This window comes from Solidesulfovibrio sp. DCME (genome assembly GCF_049995385.1).
In the GTDB taxonomy this organism is placed as follows: Bacteria; Desulfobacterota; Desulfovibrionia; order Desulfovibrionales; family Desulfovibrionaceae; genus Solidesulfovibrio.
The window spans coordinates 5,355,093-5,371,626 of the sequence record NZ_CP188261.1; the positions used below are offsets into that span (position 1 = coordinate 5,355,093).

The window sequence follows — 16,534 nt, forward strand, 5'->3', positions numbered from 1 at the left end:
CCCGCCTCGGGAAGCATGGAGGCGCTCGGCGCCGGGGCCGCCCGGGACGACCCGCGTGTGGCGCCAGGCGAGCGGCAAGGCCGCAACCCTAGGCCACGGTAACTTCCGGGCACAGGTAGACGTCCTGGATGGCGTTGAGCAGTTTGACACCCTCGGCCATGGGGCGCTGGAAGGCCTTGCGGCCGGAAATGAGCCCCATGCCGCCGGCGCGTTTGTTGATGACCGCCGTCTTGACCGCATCGGCGAAGTCCGCCGCGCCCGAGGCGCCGCCGGAGTTGATCAGCCCGATGCGGCCCATGTAGCAGTTGGCCACCTGGTAGCGGGTGAGGTCGATGGGGTGGTCGGTGGTCAGCTCGGAATAGACGCGCTTGTCGGTCTTGCCGAAGCCGATGGCCGTATAGCCGCCGTTATTGGTGGCCTGTTTCTGCTTGACCACGTCCGCGCCGATGGTGGCGGCCAGGTGGTTGGCCTGCCCGGTCAGGTCGGCCGCGGTGTGGTAGTCCACGCCGCCCTTCACGAAGGCGGGGTTGCGCAGGTAGGCCCACAGGACGCAAGCCATGCCCAGTTCGTGGGCCCGGGCGAAGGCCTCGGAGACTTCCTGGATCTGGCGGCGGCTTTCCGGCGAGCCGAAATAGACCGTGGCGCCCACGGACACGGCGCCCATGTCGAAGGCCTGGTCCACGGAGGCGAAAAGCGTCTCGTCGTGGATGGGCGGGAGGGAAAGCAGCTCATTGTGGTTGATCTTGAGCATGAAGGGGATCTTGTGGGCGTATTTGCGGGCCACGGAGCCGAGCACGCCGAGCGTCGAGCACACGGCGTTGCAGCCGGCCTCGATGGCCAGTTCCACGATGCTGGCCGGATCGAAATAGACGGGGTTGGGTGCGAACGAGGCCCCGGCCGAGTGCTCGATGCCCTGGTCCACGGGCAGGATGGACATGAAGCCCGTGCCGCCCAGCCGGCCGTGGCCGAGCATGGCGGCCAGGGAGCGCACCACCGGCGCCGGCCGGTCGGACTGGACGAAGACGGTGTCGATGTAGTCCGGGCCGGGCAGATGGAGTTGCTGCTTGGGAATGGTTTTGCAGACGTGGGAAAGCAACGATTCGGCTTCGTCGCCGAGTAACTCGGTAATCCTGTCGATCATGGGGGCGGCCTCCTTTGGCTGCAACGGTAGCATGGCAATAGCGCCAAAACGCGTCCGGCGACAACCGAAATCCGCCGGCCGGCGCCATCCTGGCAGGAAAGGCCGGGCCGCGGGCGGCCGATCGGCGACAGCGGGCTTACGTTTTGCCGGCGCCGCCCGGCCGAACCTCGGGCCGCCGGGCCAGGTAGCCGGCCCAGAGCACGCCGGTGAGGTTTTGCACCAGGCTGAAAAGCGCCCCGGGCAAGGCGGTAAGCGCCGTGAAGTGGAGCTTGGCCAGGGCCACGGCCAGGCCGGAATTCTGCATGCCCACCTCCACGGCGATGGCCACGCGATCGGCCCGCACGGCGGTAAAAAGGCTCGCCCCGGCGTAGCCCAGGGCGAAGCCGCCGCAGTTGTGCAGCACGACCACGGCCAGTATCAGCCCCGGGAAGGCCAGCACCGTGTCGCGGTTAAGCCCCACCACGCAGGCGATGACCAGGGCGATGACCAGCATGGACACTGCCGGGAAAATCGCCAGCACCGGCTCCAGGCGGCGGCGCAGCAGCCGGCGCAGGACGAGCCCGTCCACCACCGGAAAGACCACGATCCAGAAGACCGAGCCCACCATGGCCCAGCCGTCCACGGCGATGACCGGGCCGGCCAAAAGGGCCGTGAGCGCCGGGGTGACCACGGGCGCGGCCAGGGTGGTGACCAGGGTGAGGGTCACGGCCAGGGCCAGGTTGCCGCCGGCCAGATAGGTGATGACGTTGGAGGCCGTGCCGCCGGGGCAGGCCCCGACCAGGATCACGCCCAAGGCGGCCTCGGGCGGCAGGTCGAACACCCGGGCCAGCCCCCAGGCCAGGCCGGGCATGACCGTGAATTGCAGCAGTGTTCCCACGGCCACCAGCCGCCACTTGGGCAGCAGGGCGGCGAAGTCGTCGAAGGTCAAGGACAGCCCCATGCCGAACATGATGATGCCCAGGGCCGGGGCGATAAAGGGCGCGAGCCAAGTGAAAAGCCCGGGCCAGGCCAGGGCCAGGCCGCAACAGCCGGCCACGAGGAAAAGATAGCCCGCCTCCAGGGCCTTGGCGACACGAACGAGCATGCCCGCTGGTAACGCCGCCGTCACACAGGGTCAAGCCGTGACCGAAGGCCGCCCCGCAAGGGTGGTCCGGGCGGGATGCGCCCTCCCGGCCGGCGGAGGTCCTCGCCCGGGCGCCCCTACCCCCGCAGATCGAAGGCGACCTTGACGCTGGCGCTGGTGCGCTTGTCGAAGGCGCAGGCAAAGGCCTCGCGCCATTTCTCCAGGGGGAAGCGGTGGCTGAGCAGGCCGGCCGTGGGATAGCGGCCCGAGGCCAGCAGTTCCAGGGCCAGGGCGTAGGTGCGCACCATGGCCCCGGGGTGGCGGGGATCGGGGGCGTCGGCGCAGCCCGACGAGCCGGCAACGGTCAGCTCCCGGAACCACAGGCTCGAAATATCGACGTTTTTAAGCCGTGCCCCGGCCCCGACCATGACATAGGTGCCGCCGGCCCGAAGGCTAAGCAGCCCGTCCTCGAAGGTGCGCGAGGACCCCACGCAGTCGAAGACCATATCCGCCCCGCCCTCGATGTTGCCCCCGCCAAGGCTCGTGGGCAGGAAGCGCGCGCCGAGCGCCTCGGCCAGTTCGCGCCGGTTGCGGGCCCAAACGATGCCGTCGGCCCCGCCGGCCACGGCCAGATCGGCCTGGCCCCTGTGCCGGGCGGCCACCAGCACCCGGGCCGTGCTGCCCAGGGCCCGCAGGCAGCGCACCACGTGCTGGCCCAAAATCCCCGCCCCCGTGACCAGCACCAGGCTTCCCGGTGCCGGGAAATGTTCCAGCACGGGCTGGAGCGCCGAGGCCAGGGAATCGGTCAGCACGGCCTCCTCGTCGGCCAGCCCGTCCGGCACGGCCAGGATGCGCGAGGGATGGGCGGCCGAGCGTTCGGCCATGGCCCCGCCGGCCCGGGCGGTAAAGCCCAAAAACGTGCCCGGCGGCAGCTCGCCGTCCAGGAAGCGTTCGCAACGGTTGTATCGCCCCTCCCGGCAGGGCCGGCAAAGCGGCAGGCCGCGCACGGCGCAGGGCAAGCCCGGCTCCACCACCACCCGGGCGCCGGCGCCGAGCCCGAGGTCCGGCGCGTCCACCTCCAGCCGGGCCACCATCTCGTGGCCGAGGACGAACGGCAGGCTGGCGTAGGGTTCGAGGAGCACGGATTCGGCCCCGCGCAACAAGCCCAGGTCCGAACCGCAGATGCCGCACAAAAGAGGCCGCAAGGCCAGCCAGCCCCGGGGCGGGTCGAAGGGCACCTCGGCCAGGGCCAGGGGGGCGAGCCCGGGGAAAAACCGCCGGGGGGCCAGGCGCGCCGCCAGGGCACAGGCCAGGTAGCGGGGTATGCTTTTTCGGTACAGCAGGGCTTTCATAGGCTTTTCCTTGGCCGACGCACCGGGAATGGCTTGAAATGACGGCCGATTCAAGTGTATAGCGAACAGACCGTCTCCGGCGAAACCCGCCGTGCGGCATCCGGGCCATATACCACAAGCGGCCCATCCTCAAGGGACCGTCAAGGAGCCAGACATGCTGATCAAGGATTGGATGAGCAAATCCCCGGTCACGGCCAAGCCGGCCACCTCCATCATGAAGGCGGCCAAGCTCATGAAGGAAAACGGCTACCACCGCTTGCCCGTTGTCGACGACGAAGGCAAGCTCGTGGGCATCGTGTCCGACCGCGACATCAAGGAAGCCTCGCCGTCCAAGGCCACCACCCTGGACATGCACGAGCTGTATTACCTGCTCTCCGAGATCAAGGTCGGCGACATCATGACCAAGACCGTGTTCTCCGTCGGGCCGGAGGACACGGTGGAAAAGGCGGCGGTCCTGCTCCTGCGCCACAACATCGGCGGCCTGCCCGTGGTGGACGAGGCCGGCACGGTGGTCGGTGTCATCACCGACAGCGACATTTTCAAGGTGCTGGTGAGCATCACCGGCGTTTTGAGCGGCGGCATCCAGTTCGCCCTGGACCTGCCCAACGAATCGGGCAGCCTCAAGACCGTGCTCGACGACCTCAAGGCCCACGACGTGCGCATCATAAGCATCCTGACCTCCTACGACGACGACAACCCCAGCCGGCGCACGGTCTACATCCGCCTGCACCCCATCGACGACGAACGGGCCGAGGAACTCATTGCCCGGCTCAAGGCCAACCACATCCTGCTCTACTGGGCCAAGGACAATTTCTAGTTCGGCCCGGCCCGCGCGCCGCCCCATGCGGCGCGCGGGCGGCCCCGGCCCCGGTCCGACCGGACGCGCCAGTTGACGCCCCCTCAATCGTGGCTACAGTTGAGCCATGCCGCCGGCTTTTTCGACCGGCGCCCAGCCGCAAGGAGACATGCATGCTCGAAATACGGTTTTGCCCCCACTGCGGGGTGCAGCTTTCGTCCTGGATCGGCCCGCCGGAATCGGGCTGGGGCGAAATCCTGGTCTGCAACAACAACGAATGCGTCTATTACCGCAATTCCCAGACGGACATCCGCAACAAGGACGAGGACAACAGCCTGGGCTGCCGCTACGCCGAGGACCCTGACAACGGCTACACGGCCTTCAACCTGCTGGCCTGGTACAAATAGGGCGGCGGGAAGCCGCGACCCGGCGGGGCCGGCCGCCCTCCGGCACCCCTGGCCTGCCCGCCCGGGACCCGGCCGGACGGTCACCCCGGCCCTTGCCTGTCCGGCCGGCTTTTCGCTAAGGTGCCCCAGCCGACGGGACAAGGGCGCGGGGAATGCCGCGCCCGGCCCCGCCCTTCACCAGGAAAAACGCCGCCCATGAGCCGCATCGCCATCAGCCACCGCCAGGGAGTCCTCTGGGCCAGCACCCAATCCGTGCTGGGCGGAAGCCTCGCCCTGGAACTGGAAGCCGCCATCCTCGAAGCCGCCGCCATCGGCCGTTTCGCCGTGACCGTCCTGGACATGGCCGCCGTCACGGCCATGGACAGTTCCGGCGTCGGGGCGCTGGTGCGCCTGCAAACCGCCCTGGCCACCAAGGGCCGCCGCCTGATCCTGGCCAATCCCCAGCCGAACGTGGCCGACGAACTGCGCCTGCGCGACCTCTACGGCTTTTTCCAGGTCTCGCGCGACATCCATCCGGACATGGACACCGAAGAACTCCTCCTGGCCCGCGACGCCTGAGTCCCCCCCCGCCTTGACCGGACCGGCCGAATCGGTCAGACAATGGGGCGTGTCCCCTGGCCGCCCGTCATGTGGCAGGCCCTTGTCGCGCAGAAGCTGTAACGGAGGAGCGCACCATGTCCGGTCCCACGGAAATCGCCGCGGCCATCACCGCCCTGTATCCCGAGATCGCCCGCCACGGCATCGACGTCTCGGTGGCCGACGACCCGGCCACCGGGGAATGGCTCGTCACCATGCGCCACGGCGCCCATTCCCTGTCCACCCACCTCGGCAAGGACGACGCCGCGGCCTGCCTGCGGGGTATTTCCTGCGCCGCCCTGGGCATCCAGATCGGGCGCTTCGTGGAAAACTACTGCCTGGGCCAGGGCGAGTGCCCGACCTAGCCGACCGGCTGTTCCCGGGCGCACGTCCCTGACACTTCCCGATCCCGCCCGGGCTGGCCCCCGCGCGGCCGCCGGGCCTTTCCCTGCGCCCGCGGCCGTGACGGACCGCCCCCTCCCGGCCCCCCGTCGCGGCGCGGCCCAGGCCTGGGCCGTGCGTTCCTTCGCCTTGCCGATAGGCGGTCCACGGCTCGACCGGCCGGGCAACCGGTCCTTCGTGAAGAAAAGAACGAAATAGGTCCTCAAAGCCCGGACAACCCTTTACAGGCTGGGCAAAACGTTCAACAATACCGCCACAGCACGCAGCAACCGCAAGCCGAGGAAGTCGTGATCGCCCATTCCCTGGACACCACCTGCGCCGGGCTCGCTCCCGAAGGCAACGGCCTGGGCGGGCGCGCCCCCCGCATCCTGGTCGTCGAGGACGAACGCATCGTCGCCCTGGACCTCAAGGCCATCCTGCGCCGCCTGGGCTACTGCCTGGCCGGCCTGACCAGCTCCGGGGCCGAAGCCGTGGAAATGTGCGACAACCTCCGGCCCGACCTCGTGCTCATGGACATCTTCCTCACCGGCGACATGGACGGCGTGGAAGCCGCCTGCGTCATCCAGCGGGAATGCAACGTCCCGGTGATCTACCTCACCTCCCACACCGACAAGGTCACGCTCCAGCGGGCCAAGCGCACCGCCCCCTACGGCTACGTGCTCAAGCCCGTGGACGAGAACTGGCTGCGCACGGCCGTGGAAGTGGCCCTTTTCAAGCACCGTACCGAGCAGGAGCTGCGCCGCAGCGAACTGCGCTACCGCCAGCTCTTTTCCGGCATGCTCAACGCCTTCCTGCTGCTCGAGCATATCCCGGCCCCGGACGGGCCCGGGGACTTCCAGGTCCTGGAAGCCAATCCGGCCTTCGAGCGGATGACGGAGCTCGCCCACGACGCCGTGGTCGGCCGGCCGTTGACCGAAGTTTTTCCGGGCATGGAGCCCTTCTGGCTGGAGACGCTGTGTGAAACGGCCCGCACGGGCCGGTCGGTGCGCTTCGAGAACTTCCTGTCCGCCCGCAACATGTATTTCCTGGCCCAGGCCTACAGCCCGGCGCCGGGCCAGGTGGCCGTGGCCCTGGAGGACGTCACCGAGCGCAAGCACGGCGAGGAGCGGCTGCGCTACCGCACCTTCCACGACGCCCTGACCGGCCTGCCCAACCGGGCCTTGTGCCTGGACCGCATCGCCCGGGCCATCGAGCGGGCCCGTCGCCGGGCCAACTATGTCTACGCCCTGCTGTTTCTGGATATCGACCGCTTCAAGCTCATCAACGACAGCCTGGGCCATCTGGCCGGCGACGAACTGCTGCGCCGCGTGGCCGACCGGTTGCGCCGGGAGGTGCGCCAGCTCGACACCGTGGCCCGGGTGGGCGGGGACGAGTTCGTGGTGCTGCTCGAGGAGATCGCCTCGCCGGGGGATGCGTTGCGCATCGTGCGGGCCATCCGCGAGCGGCTGCGAGCGCCGTTTTCCGTGGGCGGGCGGCAGTGCTACGTCACGGCCAGCCTGGGCGTGGTCCTGGGGCCGGCCGATTACGAGCGTCCCGAGGAGCTTTTGCAAAACGCCACCATCGCCATGGGCAACGCCCGGGCCGCCGGCAGCGGCCGGGTGCGGGTCTTCGACTGGTCCATGCGTGAGCGGGCCAAGCGGGTCATGGACCTGGAGACGGACCTGCGCCTGGGCATCGAACGCGACGAATTCGTGCTCCATTACCAGCCGATTTTCTGTCTTCGCACGCTGTCCATGCGCGGCGTCGAGGCGCTGGTGCGCTGGCGGCGGGCCGACGGCGGGCTCGTGCCGCCGGGTGAGTTCATCCCGGCCGCCGAGCAAAGCGGGCTGATCATCCCCCTGGGCGCCCAGGTGCTGGCCGAGGCCTGCCGGGCCTTTTGCCGCTGGCGTCGGGGGCTTCTGGGGGCGCGGCCCTTTTTCATGTCCGTCAACCTTTCGGCCAGGCAGTTCAGCCAGCCGGACCTGGTCAAGCAGATCGTCTCGGCGCTGCGCAGCGAAAACATGGACCCGGCCGACCTCAAGCTCGAGATCACGGAAAGCGTGCTCATGGAGCACCCGGAATCGGCCATGCCCAAGCTGCGGGGGCTGCGCGAACTGGGCGTGCGCATCGGCATCGACGACTTCGGCACCGGCTATTCCTCCCTGTCCTACCTCCAGCGCTTTCCCATCGACACCCTCAAGGTGGACCGGGCCTTTGTCTCGGGCATGGAGGAGCACGGCAACCGGGCCATCGTGCGTTCGGTCATCGGCCTGGCCCACAGCCTGGGCTACGACGTGGTGGCCGAGGGCATCGAGACCGCCAACCAGCTGACCGACCTGGCCGGCCTTGGCTGCGACCTGGGCCAGGGGTTCCATTACGCCCGGCCCCAGCCCGAAAACGACCTGCTCGGCCTGTTTGGCCGCACTTCCCCGGGCTGTTCCTGCTAGGGGTTTCCCGGCCCCGGCGCACGGCAACGGTTGCCGCGGGCCGGCCCAGCGGCTAGGACAGGCCCATGCCGCACCGCCCCGCGTTCCTCGTCCGCTGCCTGCGCTGCCTGTGCCTCGGCCTTCTGGCCGCCCTGTTGTGGGGCTGCGCCGCCAAGGCCCCCATCCCCCGGCCCTCGGGCCGGGAACCGGCGACACTGCGGCCCTACACCATCAAGGGCATCACCTACACCCCCCTGCGCTCGGCCAAGGGCTTTCGCGAGGAGGGCATCGCCTCGTGGTACAGCCCGGGCTTCCACGGCCGCCTGACCTCCTGCGGCGAGATCTACGACCAGTACCAGATGACCTGCGCCCACAAGCTGTTGCCCATGCACACCAAGGTCCGGGTGACGAATCTGGAGAACGGCCGGTTCACGGAGCTGCGGGTCAACGACCGGGGGCCGTTCGTGTCCGGGCGGGTCATCGACCTGTCCCTGGCCGGGGCCAAGGAACTGGGCGTCTACGCCCGGGGCACGGCCAAGGTGCGGGTGGAGGTGGTGGGGGACGTGCCGGGCGCGACCGCATCCGGCGAGCTGCCGGGGCCGTTTTACGTGCAGGTGGGGGCGTTCACCCGGCGGGAGAACGCGGAGAAGCTTTTTTCGCAGATCGTGGCCGCCGGCTACGCCGGTTCGCGCATCCACTACAAGGAGATCGACGGGACCCAGTTTTTCCGGGTCCACGCCGGGACCTTCCCCACCGTGGCCGCCGCCGAGGAGGCCCGGCTGCGGCTGTCCTCGGCCTTCGAGGGGGCGTTCGTTTTGGCCCAGTAATACGAACAGAAAACATAACGGACGTTATGTTTAACAAAGAGGAAACGTTGTCACCATGCGCGCGGCCGCCCAATGCCGCTTTTCAGGTGGAATCGGAATACGGCCAGGGCGCATCCGGACAGCCGGCGGCCGGCCCCGGCCCTCACCGAGGCCGCCGGCCGGCCGGGCATATCTCGGGAAAAGCCGGCGGACCGGGGCGAAAACAACCACCCTGTCGGCTGCAACGGCCGAGGGTCTACAGGACCTCGTCCGGATTGAGTTCGGCCCGGAACTTGCGCGAGAGCCGAAAAACCACGACCTTGCGCGGCGGCAGCATGATGGACTCGTTGGTTTGGGGGTTGCGGCCCTTGCGCGCCTTCTTGTCGTAGGACTCGAATTTGCCGAAGCCGCTGACCAGCAGGGAATGGTCTTTCTTGATGGACTGCTTCATCAGTTCCAGCAGATGGTCCACCAGCACCTTGACCTCGGCCCGGTTGCGTTCGGTCTTTTCGTAGATGTAATCGACGATGTCGGCTTTGGTGAGGGTTTTTCCGTTCATGGCATTCTCCTGCGAAAGGGCGTTGCGTTGATCCGGCCGCTTCGATCCGGTCTAGCGCGATGGGGCGAGGGCCTGGCGCACGGCTGCGGCCATGGCTTGCATGGCTGCGTTATCGGCATAGGGATGGCCGGACCACAGGCGCAGCCCGTCCCCTTCATGCCGGGGAATCAGGTGGGCGTGGGCGTGGAAGACCACCTGCCCGGCGGCGGCGTTGTTGTTGATCTGCACATTGAGGCCCGCCGCGCCGGTGGCCGCCATGATCGCCGCCCCGACCGGGGAAAGGGCCGCAAACAGCCGGACGGCCGCCTCCTCGGGCAGATCGAACAGGTTGACATGATGGGCCTTGGGAATGACCAGGGCATGGCCGGGGGCCACGGGCGCGATGTCGAGAAAGGCCAGCACGTGGTCCGTCTCGAAAACCTTGGCGCAGGGAAGCTCTCCCTTGACGATTTTGCAAAAAATGCAATCAGGCTGGTGCATGGCGTATCCCGTCTCCCCTGGCTGCGGCTGCTCGGCCTGGCCCGGCCCCACCTGGCCATGGCCGGGGGCCGAGCCGATGCATTGCCTTCCTGATAGACAAGGAAAAGCTTTTTTTCAAGTGGTTTAGGAGAAAAATATTGCAACACGCACCATCTCCGCCCCTCGGGAGTGCCAGGGCGGCCGGTCGCCAAGGCCCGCCAGGCCGCTTTTTCCGCCATCCCGAACCCCCAAAGCCCCGTTCCCGCATCTGGCCGGCCTATGTGACATTTCAGGGATGCCCCGGCCGGTGCGTGTTTTGCGCCCAGCCCCTCCAGTGCGGCCGCCCGGCCCAGGCGCCGGGGCAAGTGCTCGCGGACCTGCGCGCCGGCCTTGGCGCGGCGGCCGCGGCCGGGCGCGGCCCCTATGAGCTGGCCTTCTACGGCGGGGTGTTCACGGCCCTGCCCGACCCCTGGCCCGAACGGTTCCTGGAGGCGGCGGCGGGCTTTCGCCACCAGGGGCTCGTGACGCGCGTGCGCTGCTCCACCCGCCCCGACGCCTGCGACCCGGCCAGGCTGGCCCGGTTGCGCGCCGCCGGCCTGGATCTGGTCGAACTGGGCGGCCAGACTTTCGACGACGCGGTCCTGCGCGCCGCCGGCCGGGGCCACGACGCGGCCGCCATCCGCCGGGGCGCGGCGGCGGTCCGGGCGGCCGGGCTGGCCCTGGGCCTGCAACTGCTGCCCGGGCTGCCCGGCCACACGCCCGAGGGGCTTTGGCGCGACGCGGCCGAGGCCGCCGCCCTGGCCCCGGAAATCGCCCGGCTGCATCCCTGCCTGGTCATCGCCGGCACGCCCCTGGCCGGGCTTTTCGCGGCGGGCCGCTTCCGGCCCTGGAGCCTGGAAACGACCCTGGACGCCCTGGCCCGGGCCTTGCCCGTGCTGTGGCGGGCCGGGGTCCGGGTGGCCCGCATCGGCCTGGCCCCGGAACAGGGCCTGGACGCGGCCGTGCTGGCCGGGCCGCGCCATCCCGCCCTGGGCGCCCGGGTCCGGGCCAGGGCGCTCGTTGCCCTGGTCGCGGCCGAGGTCGCGGCCCTTGGCGGCCCAGCGGACGGCCTGGCCGTGCCGCGCCGTTTCGCCGGCGAGCTTTTCGGCCAGGCCGGCGAGCTTGTGCCGGCCTACGCCGCCCTGGGCCTGCCCCGGGAGCGCATCCGCTTCTGGGACCAGGAGGAATTCCATGTATCGGCCCGCCACGTTTGACTCCGCCGCCCACTCGTGCCACATCCAGGCAAGGAGCGCGGCCCGCTCCCGCAAACCCTCAACCCGTCCGGCGGATGCCATGAAACGTCTTCTTACGGTCCTTGCCTGCGTCGCCCTTTTCGCCACCGCTGCCCCGGCCCGGGCGGATGCGCCCAACATGCGCCAAAGCCTCAATTATTTCATGAATTATTTCAACGAGGCCGTGGTCCAGGCCATCCGCATCAAGGAATACGAGGCATCGGAAAACCTGGTGGCCAAAAGGCCCTACACCCAGGAATACATGGCCCTGACCGACCTGACCGCCCGGCTCGAGAAGACCCTGGGCCTGGCGCTCAACCTCTGCGACATCTACTACATCTACAACAAGACGACCTACTGCTTCACCAAGGACGAGAAAACCTACCTGTTCGATCGCATCGACAACATCCTCGACACCTTGGACAAGATCAAGACCACGCCCTACAACGTGGACGCCAGCCTCCTCGACGACAAGAAATCCCCCATCGCCCGCAACGTCGCCGAATTCGACGACCGTATCGACAAGCTGCGGGCCTTCATCAAATCCTCCCTTGTGGTCTTCCAGCGCTGATCCGGCCGATCCGCCCCGGCCGCGCGCCGTCGTGGCCCGAACGGCCCTGCCCATGGGGGACGCGGCGGCCGTGGACGACGCCGCCGTGCTTCTGGCCGGGCGGCGCATCCTGGACGTGGGCAAAAGGCGCCTGGTGCTGCGGGGCTTTTCCGGCCCCGTTTACGACCTGGGCGAGGCGGTCCTGCTGCCCGGGCTCGTAAACGCCCACAGCCATCTCGAACTGGCCGGCCTGCGCGGCCTGTGCCCCCCTCCGGCCGGTTTCGCCGCCTGGGCCGCCTGGCTCGTGGCCACGGGCCGCCGGCCGCCGACCGACGCCCTGCTCGACCGGGCCGTGGCCGCCATGGCCGCCTCGGGCACGGGCGCGGTCATCGACGTGGGCAGCCAGGCCGGCCCGGCCGTGGCCGGGGCCTTGCACCGGGCCGGGCTGGCCGGGCTGGTCTGCCACGAGGCCTTCGGCTGGCGCCGGCGACCGAAGGCCATGGTCCCGGCCGCCCTGGACGCGGCCGTGGCCACGGCCGCCGCCGGCTCGGCCGACCCGCCCGGCGGCAACGGCCCGGTGCGCGCGGCGGCCAGCGGCCACGCCCTCTACTCCACCAGCCCCGAGACCCTGCACCTGGCCCGGGAGGCCTGCCGGCTGCGCCGCGCCCCCTTTTGCCTGCACCTGGCCGAGCACGCCGAGGAAGACGCGCTGTTGCGCACGGGCGGGGGGGCGCTGGCGGCCCTGCTGGCCGGCTCGGTGCTGCCGCGCGGCTACACCCCCCCGGGCTGTTCGCCCGTGGCCGCGGCGGCCCGGGAGGGCCTGCTCGGGCCGGACGTCCTGGCCGTGCATGCCGTGTGGCTGGACGCCGCCGACCGCCGGCTCTTGGCCGCCTCCGGTACCAGCGTGTGCCTGTGCCCGCGCAGCAACGCCCGCATCGGCGTCGGCACGGCCGACGCGGCCGCGCTGTGGGCGGCCGGCGTGCCCTTGTGCCTGGGCACGGACAGCCTGGCCTCCAACGACGACCTCGATTTGTGGAACGAAGCCCGGGCCCTGCTGGCCGCCTGGGCGGACCTCCCCGGCCGGGCGCTCCTGGCCGCCCTGACCACGACCCCGGCCCGGTTGCTCGGCCGGCCCGGGGAACTCGGCTGCCTGGCCCCGGGAGCCCTGGGCGGGATCGCCCTCATTCCCGAGGACTTACGCCCGCGTCTGGCCGGCGGCCGTTGAACCGCCCCAGGTGAGGGATTGTGTTTGTCGGGCCATTCGCCTAGTTTTGAAAACCAAGACGGCGTGCCCCACCGGGCTTGTTGGTCATGTAACCGCTAGCCACGTTCGCCGAAAAGTCCTGCCTCGCCGAACACGCATCAGGATACCCCGTCATGGGCTCCGATCAAAACTGCACCCTGGACTGCAACTACGCCGTTGCCCGCCATCCCATCTACCAGGTGGACGGCGGGATTTTCGGCTACGAACTGCTCTATCGTTCCGTGGGCGGCCCCAATGCCGCCATCATCCCCTCGGACGCCGAAGCCACCCTGGCCGTGCTGGCCGACGGCATCCAGGCCATCTCCCGGGACATCGATGCGAATAAAAAGATTTTCATCAATTTCTCCAAGGAGATCCTGGAAAAAGGCTACCACGGCTTCCTCGACCCCGAGCGGTTCGTCATCGAGGTGCTCGAGCACGTGACCTGCGACGCCGCCTTCACCGAGCTGGTGCGCTCCATTCGGGAAGCCGGCTACGTCCTGGCCCTGGACGATTACGTGGGCGACCCTTCCTTCGACCCGATCCTGCCCTACGTGCGCTACGTCAAGGTCGATTTCCTGGCCCTGCGCGACGATCCGGCCCGGTTGCGGGCCGTCATCGACACCACCCTGGCCGCGGGCAAGACCGTGCTGGCCGAAAAGGTGGAGACCAACGAGGACATCGCCCTTTGCCGGGCAAAAGGCATTCCCCTGGCCCAGGGCTATTTCTACAGCCGGCCCCAGGTGGTCACGGCCAAGGTGCTTCCGGCCAACCAGGCGACCAAGCTCGGGCTGTTGGCCGAAGTCTCCCGGCCGGAAATCGATGTGCCCAAGGTCCGGGACATCCTCGGCGCCGACGTCTCACTGGCCTACAAGCTGCTGCGCTACGTCAATTCCGCCAGCTTCTACCGGGGGCAGCCCGTGGAATCCCTGGACTACGCCCTCAAGCTCATGGGGCGCGACGCCCTGGCCAGCTGGGTGGCCGTCAACCTCCTGGCCTCCCTGGGTTCCACGCCCCGGGAGCAGGAGCTGGCCTTCGCCTCGGCCGTGCGCGGCCGCTTCCTGGCCCTGATCGACAAGTCCCGGCCCAATCCCTGCCACCACGGCCAGTCCATCTGCCTGGTGGGGCTTTTGTCGCTGCTCGACGCCATGCTCGGCGTGCCCATGGACAAGGCCCTGGCCGGCGTGACCATCGATGCGGCCATGCGCCAGGCCCTGCTTGGCCAACCAAGCCCCAGCCGCCCGTGCCTGGCCCTGTGCCGGGGCTACGAAGGCAGCCCCGACGCCCAGGCGGCCCAGGTGCTTTCCAGCTTCGGCGTGTCCGCCGAGACGGCCTCCCGGGCCTATTTCGGGGCCCTGGCCTGGGCCGCGGAGATGTTTCGCGGCTCCACCAGCCGCCCGGCGCCGGGTCAAATCTCGTAGGGCGGCTCCACGGCGGCCAGTTCCATGCGCCTTTTTTCCTCCACCAGGTCGCGCAGGGTCCGGGTGTCGTAGACCCGCTCCAGGGCGAGCCTGGCCTCGTCCCACAACCCACGGAACACGCAGTCGCCGCGCAGCGGGCAATCGTGGCCGGGCCGTTCCCGGTGGCAGTCCACCGGGCTTATGGGGCCGTCCATGAAGCGGATGACCTCGCCCACGGTCACGTCCTCGGCCGGCCGGGCCAGGTAGAAACCGCCCTCCTTGCCCCGCTGGGAATCCACGAACCCGCCCTGGCGCAACTGGTGCAGGATGACTTCCAGGAACCGCTTGGGTATGGCTTGCCTGTCGGCGATGCCGCCGGCCGGGATGGGGCCCTCGCCCTTGCGCCGGGCCAGCTCGAACAGGGCCCGCAGGGCGTACTGGCATTTCTGGGTCACGGCCATGGCATGCCTCCTTATGGCCTCGCCGGCCCCCGGGCGCGCAGGCCCCCCCGACGTCGCGGACGCCGGGCTCGATCCGGGGACCAAATTGATCGGTTCAGTGCTGATTGTTGCCAAAAAGCCCTCCCCGGCGTCAAGAACGGGCCGGCCGAGGCGCAACGTACCGATTCGCTACCGAAAGGAGCCGCCATGACCGCCGTTGATGCCGCTTTGTCCCAGACCGCCCTGGTGCTCGTGGACATCCAAAACGACTATTTCCCCGGCGGGGCCATGGAACTCGTCGGGGCCGAGGCCGCCCTGGGCCGGGCCGCCCTGGTCCTGGCCCGTTTTCGCCGGGCCGGGGCGGCCGTCGTCCATGTGCGTCACGAATCCGTCCGGCCCGGGAGCACGTTTTTTCTGCCCGGCACCCCGGGCGCGGCCATCCACCCGGCCCTTACCCCGCTGCCCGGGGAAGCCATGGTCACCAAGGCCTTTCCCAACAGTTTCCGCGAAACCGACCTCCTGGCCCTGTTGCACGGGGCCGGGGCCAGCCAGCTGGTCGTGTGCGGCATGATGACGCACATGTGCCTGGACGCCACGGTCCGGGCGGCCTTTGACCTGGGTTTCGGGGTGACGGTGGCGGGCGACGCCTGCGCCACGCGCGATCTCGTTTTCGAAGGGAGGACGGTGGCGGCGGCCGATGTCCAGGCCGCCTTTCTGGCCGCCCTGGCGGCGGTCTATGCGCGGGTGGTTGCGGCCGCGGCCGTGGCGGACGGCCCGGCCTAGTCGCGTTCTCGAAATTCGGGCACCCGAATTTCTGGAACAACATATTTAAATAATTATTTTTTTCAAAACTAGGTCATGCGCCGGGCGTAGAGCAGAATGTCGCGCTGGGTCAAAAGCCCGATCAGGGCGCCGTCGGCACCGGTCACAGCCACGCGGCGCACGGCTTTCTGGCGCATGAACAGGATGACCTTGTAGACCATGGCCTCCCCGGGCACGCTGACGACCGGGGCGGTCATGTATTGCGACAGGGGCTCCAGCAGCCGCTGCGGCCGGCCCAGGATGCGGGTCAGGGCGTCGCTTTCGCTGAAAATGCCCACAGGCCGGCCGGCCTCGGTCACCAGGACGCATTCCGCGCCGCGCTGGCGCATGAGCGAAAGCCCCTCGCGCACGAGGGCATCCGGGTCGGCCGTGACCGGATCGGCCCGCATCAGCGCCTTGCAGGCGGCGTTTTCCACCATGAAATCCACGGCCAGGGCGTCGACCAGTTCCTTTTCCGTGACCAGCCCGAGCATAGAGCCGCTGAAATCGACCACGGGCAGGTGGCGGTCGTGGCGTTCGAGCATGATCTTGACCGCTTCCTGCACGGGCTTGTCCTTGGGCACGCTGGCGCTTGGCCGCACGAGGAAGTCCTCGATGGAGGCGGTCGGGTCCAGGTCCACGTCCAGGTGCCGGGCCAGTTCGCTTTCGGTCAAAAAGCCCACCACCCGGGCGCCACGCACGACCGCCAGGCAGCTGACGCCGGCCCGGGCCATGGCCTCGCAGGCTTGCGCCACGGTGGCGTCCGCGGCAACGATATGGGGCCGTATGGCCAGTTCGCCGACCCGTTGCTTGAACATGAGGGCTATCCGCCGTACCTGGATACGGACTTAAATATCCGGAGC

General features: G+C 69.2%; 18 protein-coding genes. 11 read left to right on the plus strand and 7 right to left on the minus strand.

Going from position 1 to position 16,534, the window contains the following annotated elements:
- Window positions 1–88: 88 nt before the first annotated feature.
- From ACP59X_RS23595 to ACP59X_RS23605, 3 genes are all read right to left on the minus strand, one after another.
- Window positions 89–1,141 (minus strand): class I fructose-bisphosphate aldolase, encoded by a 1,053-nt coding sequence (locus tag ACP59X_RS23595; protein WP_428563283.1) that lies wholly within the window; start codon window positions 1,139–1,141, stop codon window positions 89–91.
- Between the two features lie 136 nt (window positions 1,142–1,277).
- Entirely contained in the window at window positions 1,278–2,225 is a 948-nt protein-coding gene (locus ACP59X_RS23600; protein WP_428563285.1) for a bile acid:sodium symporter family protein, read from the minus strand.
- Between the two features lie 116 nt (window positions 2,226–2,341).
- Complete coding sequence (locus ACP59X_RS23605; RefSeq protein WP_428563287.1) at window positions 2,342–3,556, minus strand: zinc-dependent alcohol dehydrogenase; 1,215 nt, start codon at window positions 3,554–3,556, stop codon at window positions 2,342–2,344.
- 154 nt (window positions 3,557–3,710) lie between these two features.
- Between ACP59X_RS23605 and ACP59X_RS23610 the strand changes: the two genes are divergently transcribed.
- The 6 genes from ACP59X_RS23610 to ACP59X_RS23635 all read left to right on the plus strand — a co-directional run bounded on the left by ACP59X_RS23610 (window position 3,711) and on the right by ACP59X_RS23635 (window position 8,969).
- Entirely contained in the window at window positions 3,711–4,373 is a 663-nt protein-coding gene (locus tag ACP59X_RS23610; RefSeq protein ID WP_428563289.1) for a CBS and ACT domain-containing protein, read from the plus strand.
- 152 nt (window positions 4,374–4,525) lie between these two features.
- Entirely contained in the window at window positions 4,526–4,759 is a 234-nt protein-coding gene (locus tag ACP59X_RS23615; protein WP_428563291.1) for a hypothetical protein, read from the plus strand.
- Window positions 4,760–4,954: 195 nt separating this feature from the next.
- The gene (locus ACP59X_RS23620; RefSeq protein ID WP_428563293.1) at window positions 4,955–5,317 is read left to right on the plus strand and encodes an STAS domain-containing protein; all 363 of its coding nucleotides are present in this window, start codon (window positions 4,955–4,957) and stop codon (window positions 5,315–5,317) included.
- 116 nt (window positions 5,318–5,433) lie between these two features.
- The gene (locus tag ACP59X_RS23625) at window positions 5,434–5,700 is read left to right on the plus strand and encodes a hypothetical protein (RefSeq protein WP_428563295.1); all 267 of its coding nucleotides are present in this window, start codon (window positions 5,434–5,436) and stop codon (window positions 5,698–5,700) included.
- Window positions 5,701–6,024: 324 nt separating this feature from the next.
- Window positions 6,025–8,163 carry a putative bifunctional diguanylate cyclase/phosphodiesterase gene (locus ACP59X_RS23630; protein ID WP_428563297.1) on the plus strand — a complete coding sequence of 713 codons (2,139 nt, stop codon included), beginning with the start codon at window positions 6,025–6,027 and terminating at the stop codon, window positions 8,161–8,163.
- Window positions 8,164–8,228: 65 nt separating this feature from the next.
- Window positions 8,229–8,969 carry a septal ring lytic transglycosylase RlpA family protein gene (locus tag ACP59X_RS23635; RefSeq protein WP_428563299.1) on the plus strand — a complete coding sequence of 247 codons (741 nt, stop codon included), beginning with the start codon at window positions 8,229–8,231 and terminating at the stop codon, window positions 8,967–8,969.
- Window positions 8,970–9,204: 235 nt separating this feature from the next.
- On the opposite strand, the gene ACP59X_RS23640 is transcribed toward ACP59X_RS23635, so the two are convergent.
- Both ACP59X_RS23640 and ACP59X_RS23645 read right to left on the minus strand, forming a co-directional pair.
- Window positions 9,205–9,507, minus strand: coding sequence for an integration host factor subunit alpha (locus ACP59X_RS23640; protein WP_005997200.1), 303 nt, complete (start codon window positions 9,505–9,507; stop codon window positions 9,205–9,207).
- A 51-nt stretch (window positions 9,508–9,558) separates the two neighbouring features.
- Window positions 9,559–9,987 (minus strand): HIT family protein, encoded by a 429-nt coding sequence (locus ACP59X_RS23645; RefSeq protein ID WP_428563302.1) that lies wholly within the window; start codon window positions 9,985–9,987, stop codon window positions 9,559–9,561.
- A 137-nt stretch (window positions 9,988–10,124) separates the two neighbouring features.
- On the opposite strand from ACP59X_RS23645, the gene ACP59X_RS23650 reads away from it, so the two are divergent.
- The 4 genes from ACP59X_RS23650 to ACP59X_RS23665 all read left to right on the plus strand — a co-directional run bounded on the left by ACP59X_RS23650 (window position 10,125) and on the right by ACP59X_RS23665 (window position 14,451).
- Window positions 10,125–11,219, plus strand: a complete 1,095-nt coding sequence (locus ACP59X_RS23650) for a radical SAM protein (RefSeq protein WP_428563304.1) — start codon at window positions 10,125–10,127, stop codon at window positions 11,217–11,219.
- A 79-nt stretch (window positions 11,220–11,298) separates the two neighbouring features.
- On the plus strand, window positions 11,299–11,808 hold the full coding sequence (locus tag ACP59X_RS23655) for a hypothetical protein (protein WP_428563306.1): 510 nt from the start codon (window positions 11,299–11,301) through the stop codon (window positions 11,806–11,808).
- A gap of 31 nt (window positions 11,809–11,839) precedes the next feature.
- On the plus strand, window positions 11,840–13,012 hold the full coding sequence (locus tag ACP59X_RS23660; RefSeq protein WP_428563308.1) for an amidohydrolase family protein: 1,173 nt from the start codon (window positions 11,840–11,842) through the stop codon (window positions 13,010–13,012).
- 152 nt (window positions 13,013–13,164) lie between these two features.
- On the plus strand, window positions 13,165–14,451 hold the full coding sequence (locus ACP59X_RS23665; RefSeq protein ID WP_428563310.1) for an EAL and HDOD domain-containing protein: 1,287 nt from the start codon (window positions 13,165–13,167) through the stop codon (window positions 14,449–14,451).
- On the opposite strand, the gene ACP59X_RS23670 is transcribed toward ACP59X_RS23665, so the two are convergent.
- Window positions 14,439–14,891, minus strand: coding sequence for an RrF2 family transcriptional regulator (locus tag ACP59X_RS23670; protein WP_428563312.1), 453 nt, complete (start codon window positions 14,889–14,891; stop codon window positions 14,439–14,441). The genes ACP59X_RS23665 and ACP59X_RS23670 overlap by 13 nt on opposite strands.
- A 186-nt stretch (window positions 14,892–15,077) precedes the next feature.
- On the opposite strand from ACP59X_RS23670, the gene ACP59X_RS23675 reads away from it, so the two are divergent.
- Complete coding sequence (locus ACP59X_RS23675) at window positions 15,078–15,653, plus strand: cysteine hydrolase family protein (protein WP_428563314.1); 576 nt, start codon at window positions 15,078–15,080, stop codon at window positions 15,651–15,653.
- A 68-nt stretch (window positions 15,654–15,721) separates the two neighbouring features.
- Here ACP59X_RS23675 and ACP59X_RS23680 read toward each other — a convergent pair whose 3' ends face one another.
- Complete coding sequence (locus ACP59X_RS23680) at window positions 15,722–16,489, minus strand: CBS domain-containing protein (protein WP_428563316.1); 768 nt, start codon at window positions 16,487–16,489, stop codon at window positions 15,722–15,724.
- Between the last annotated feature and the right edge of the window lie 45 nt (window positions 16,490–16,534).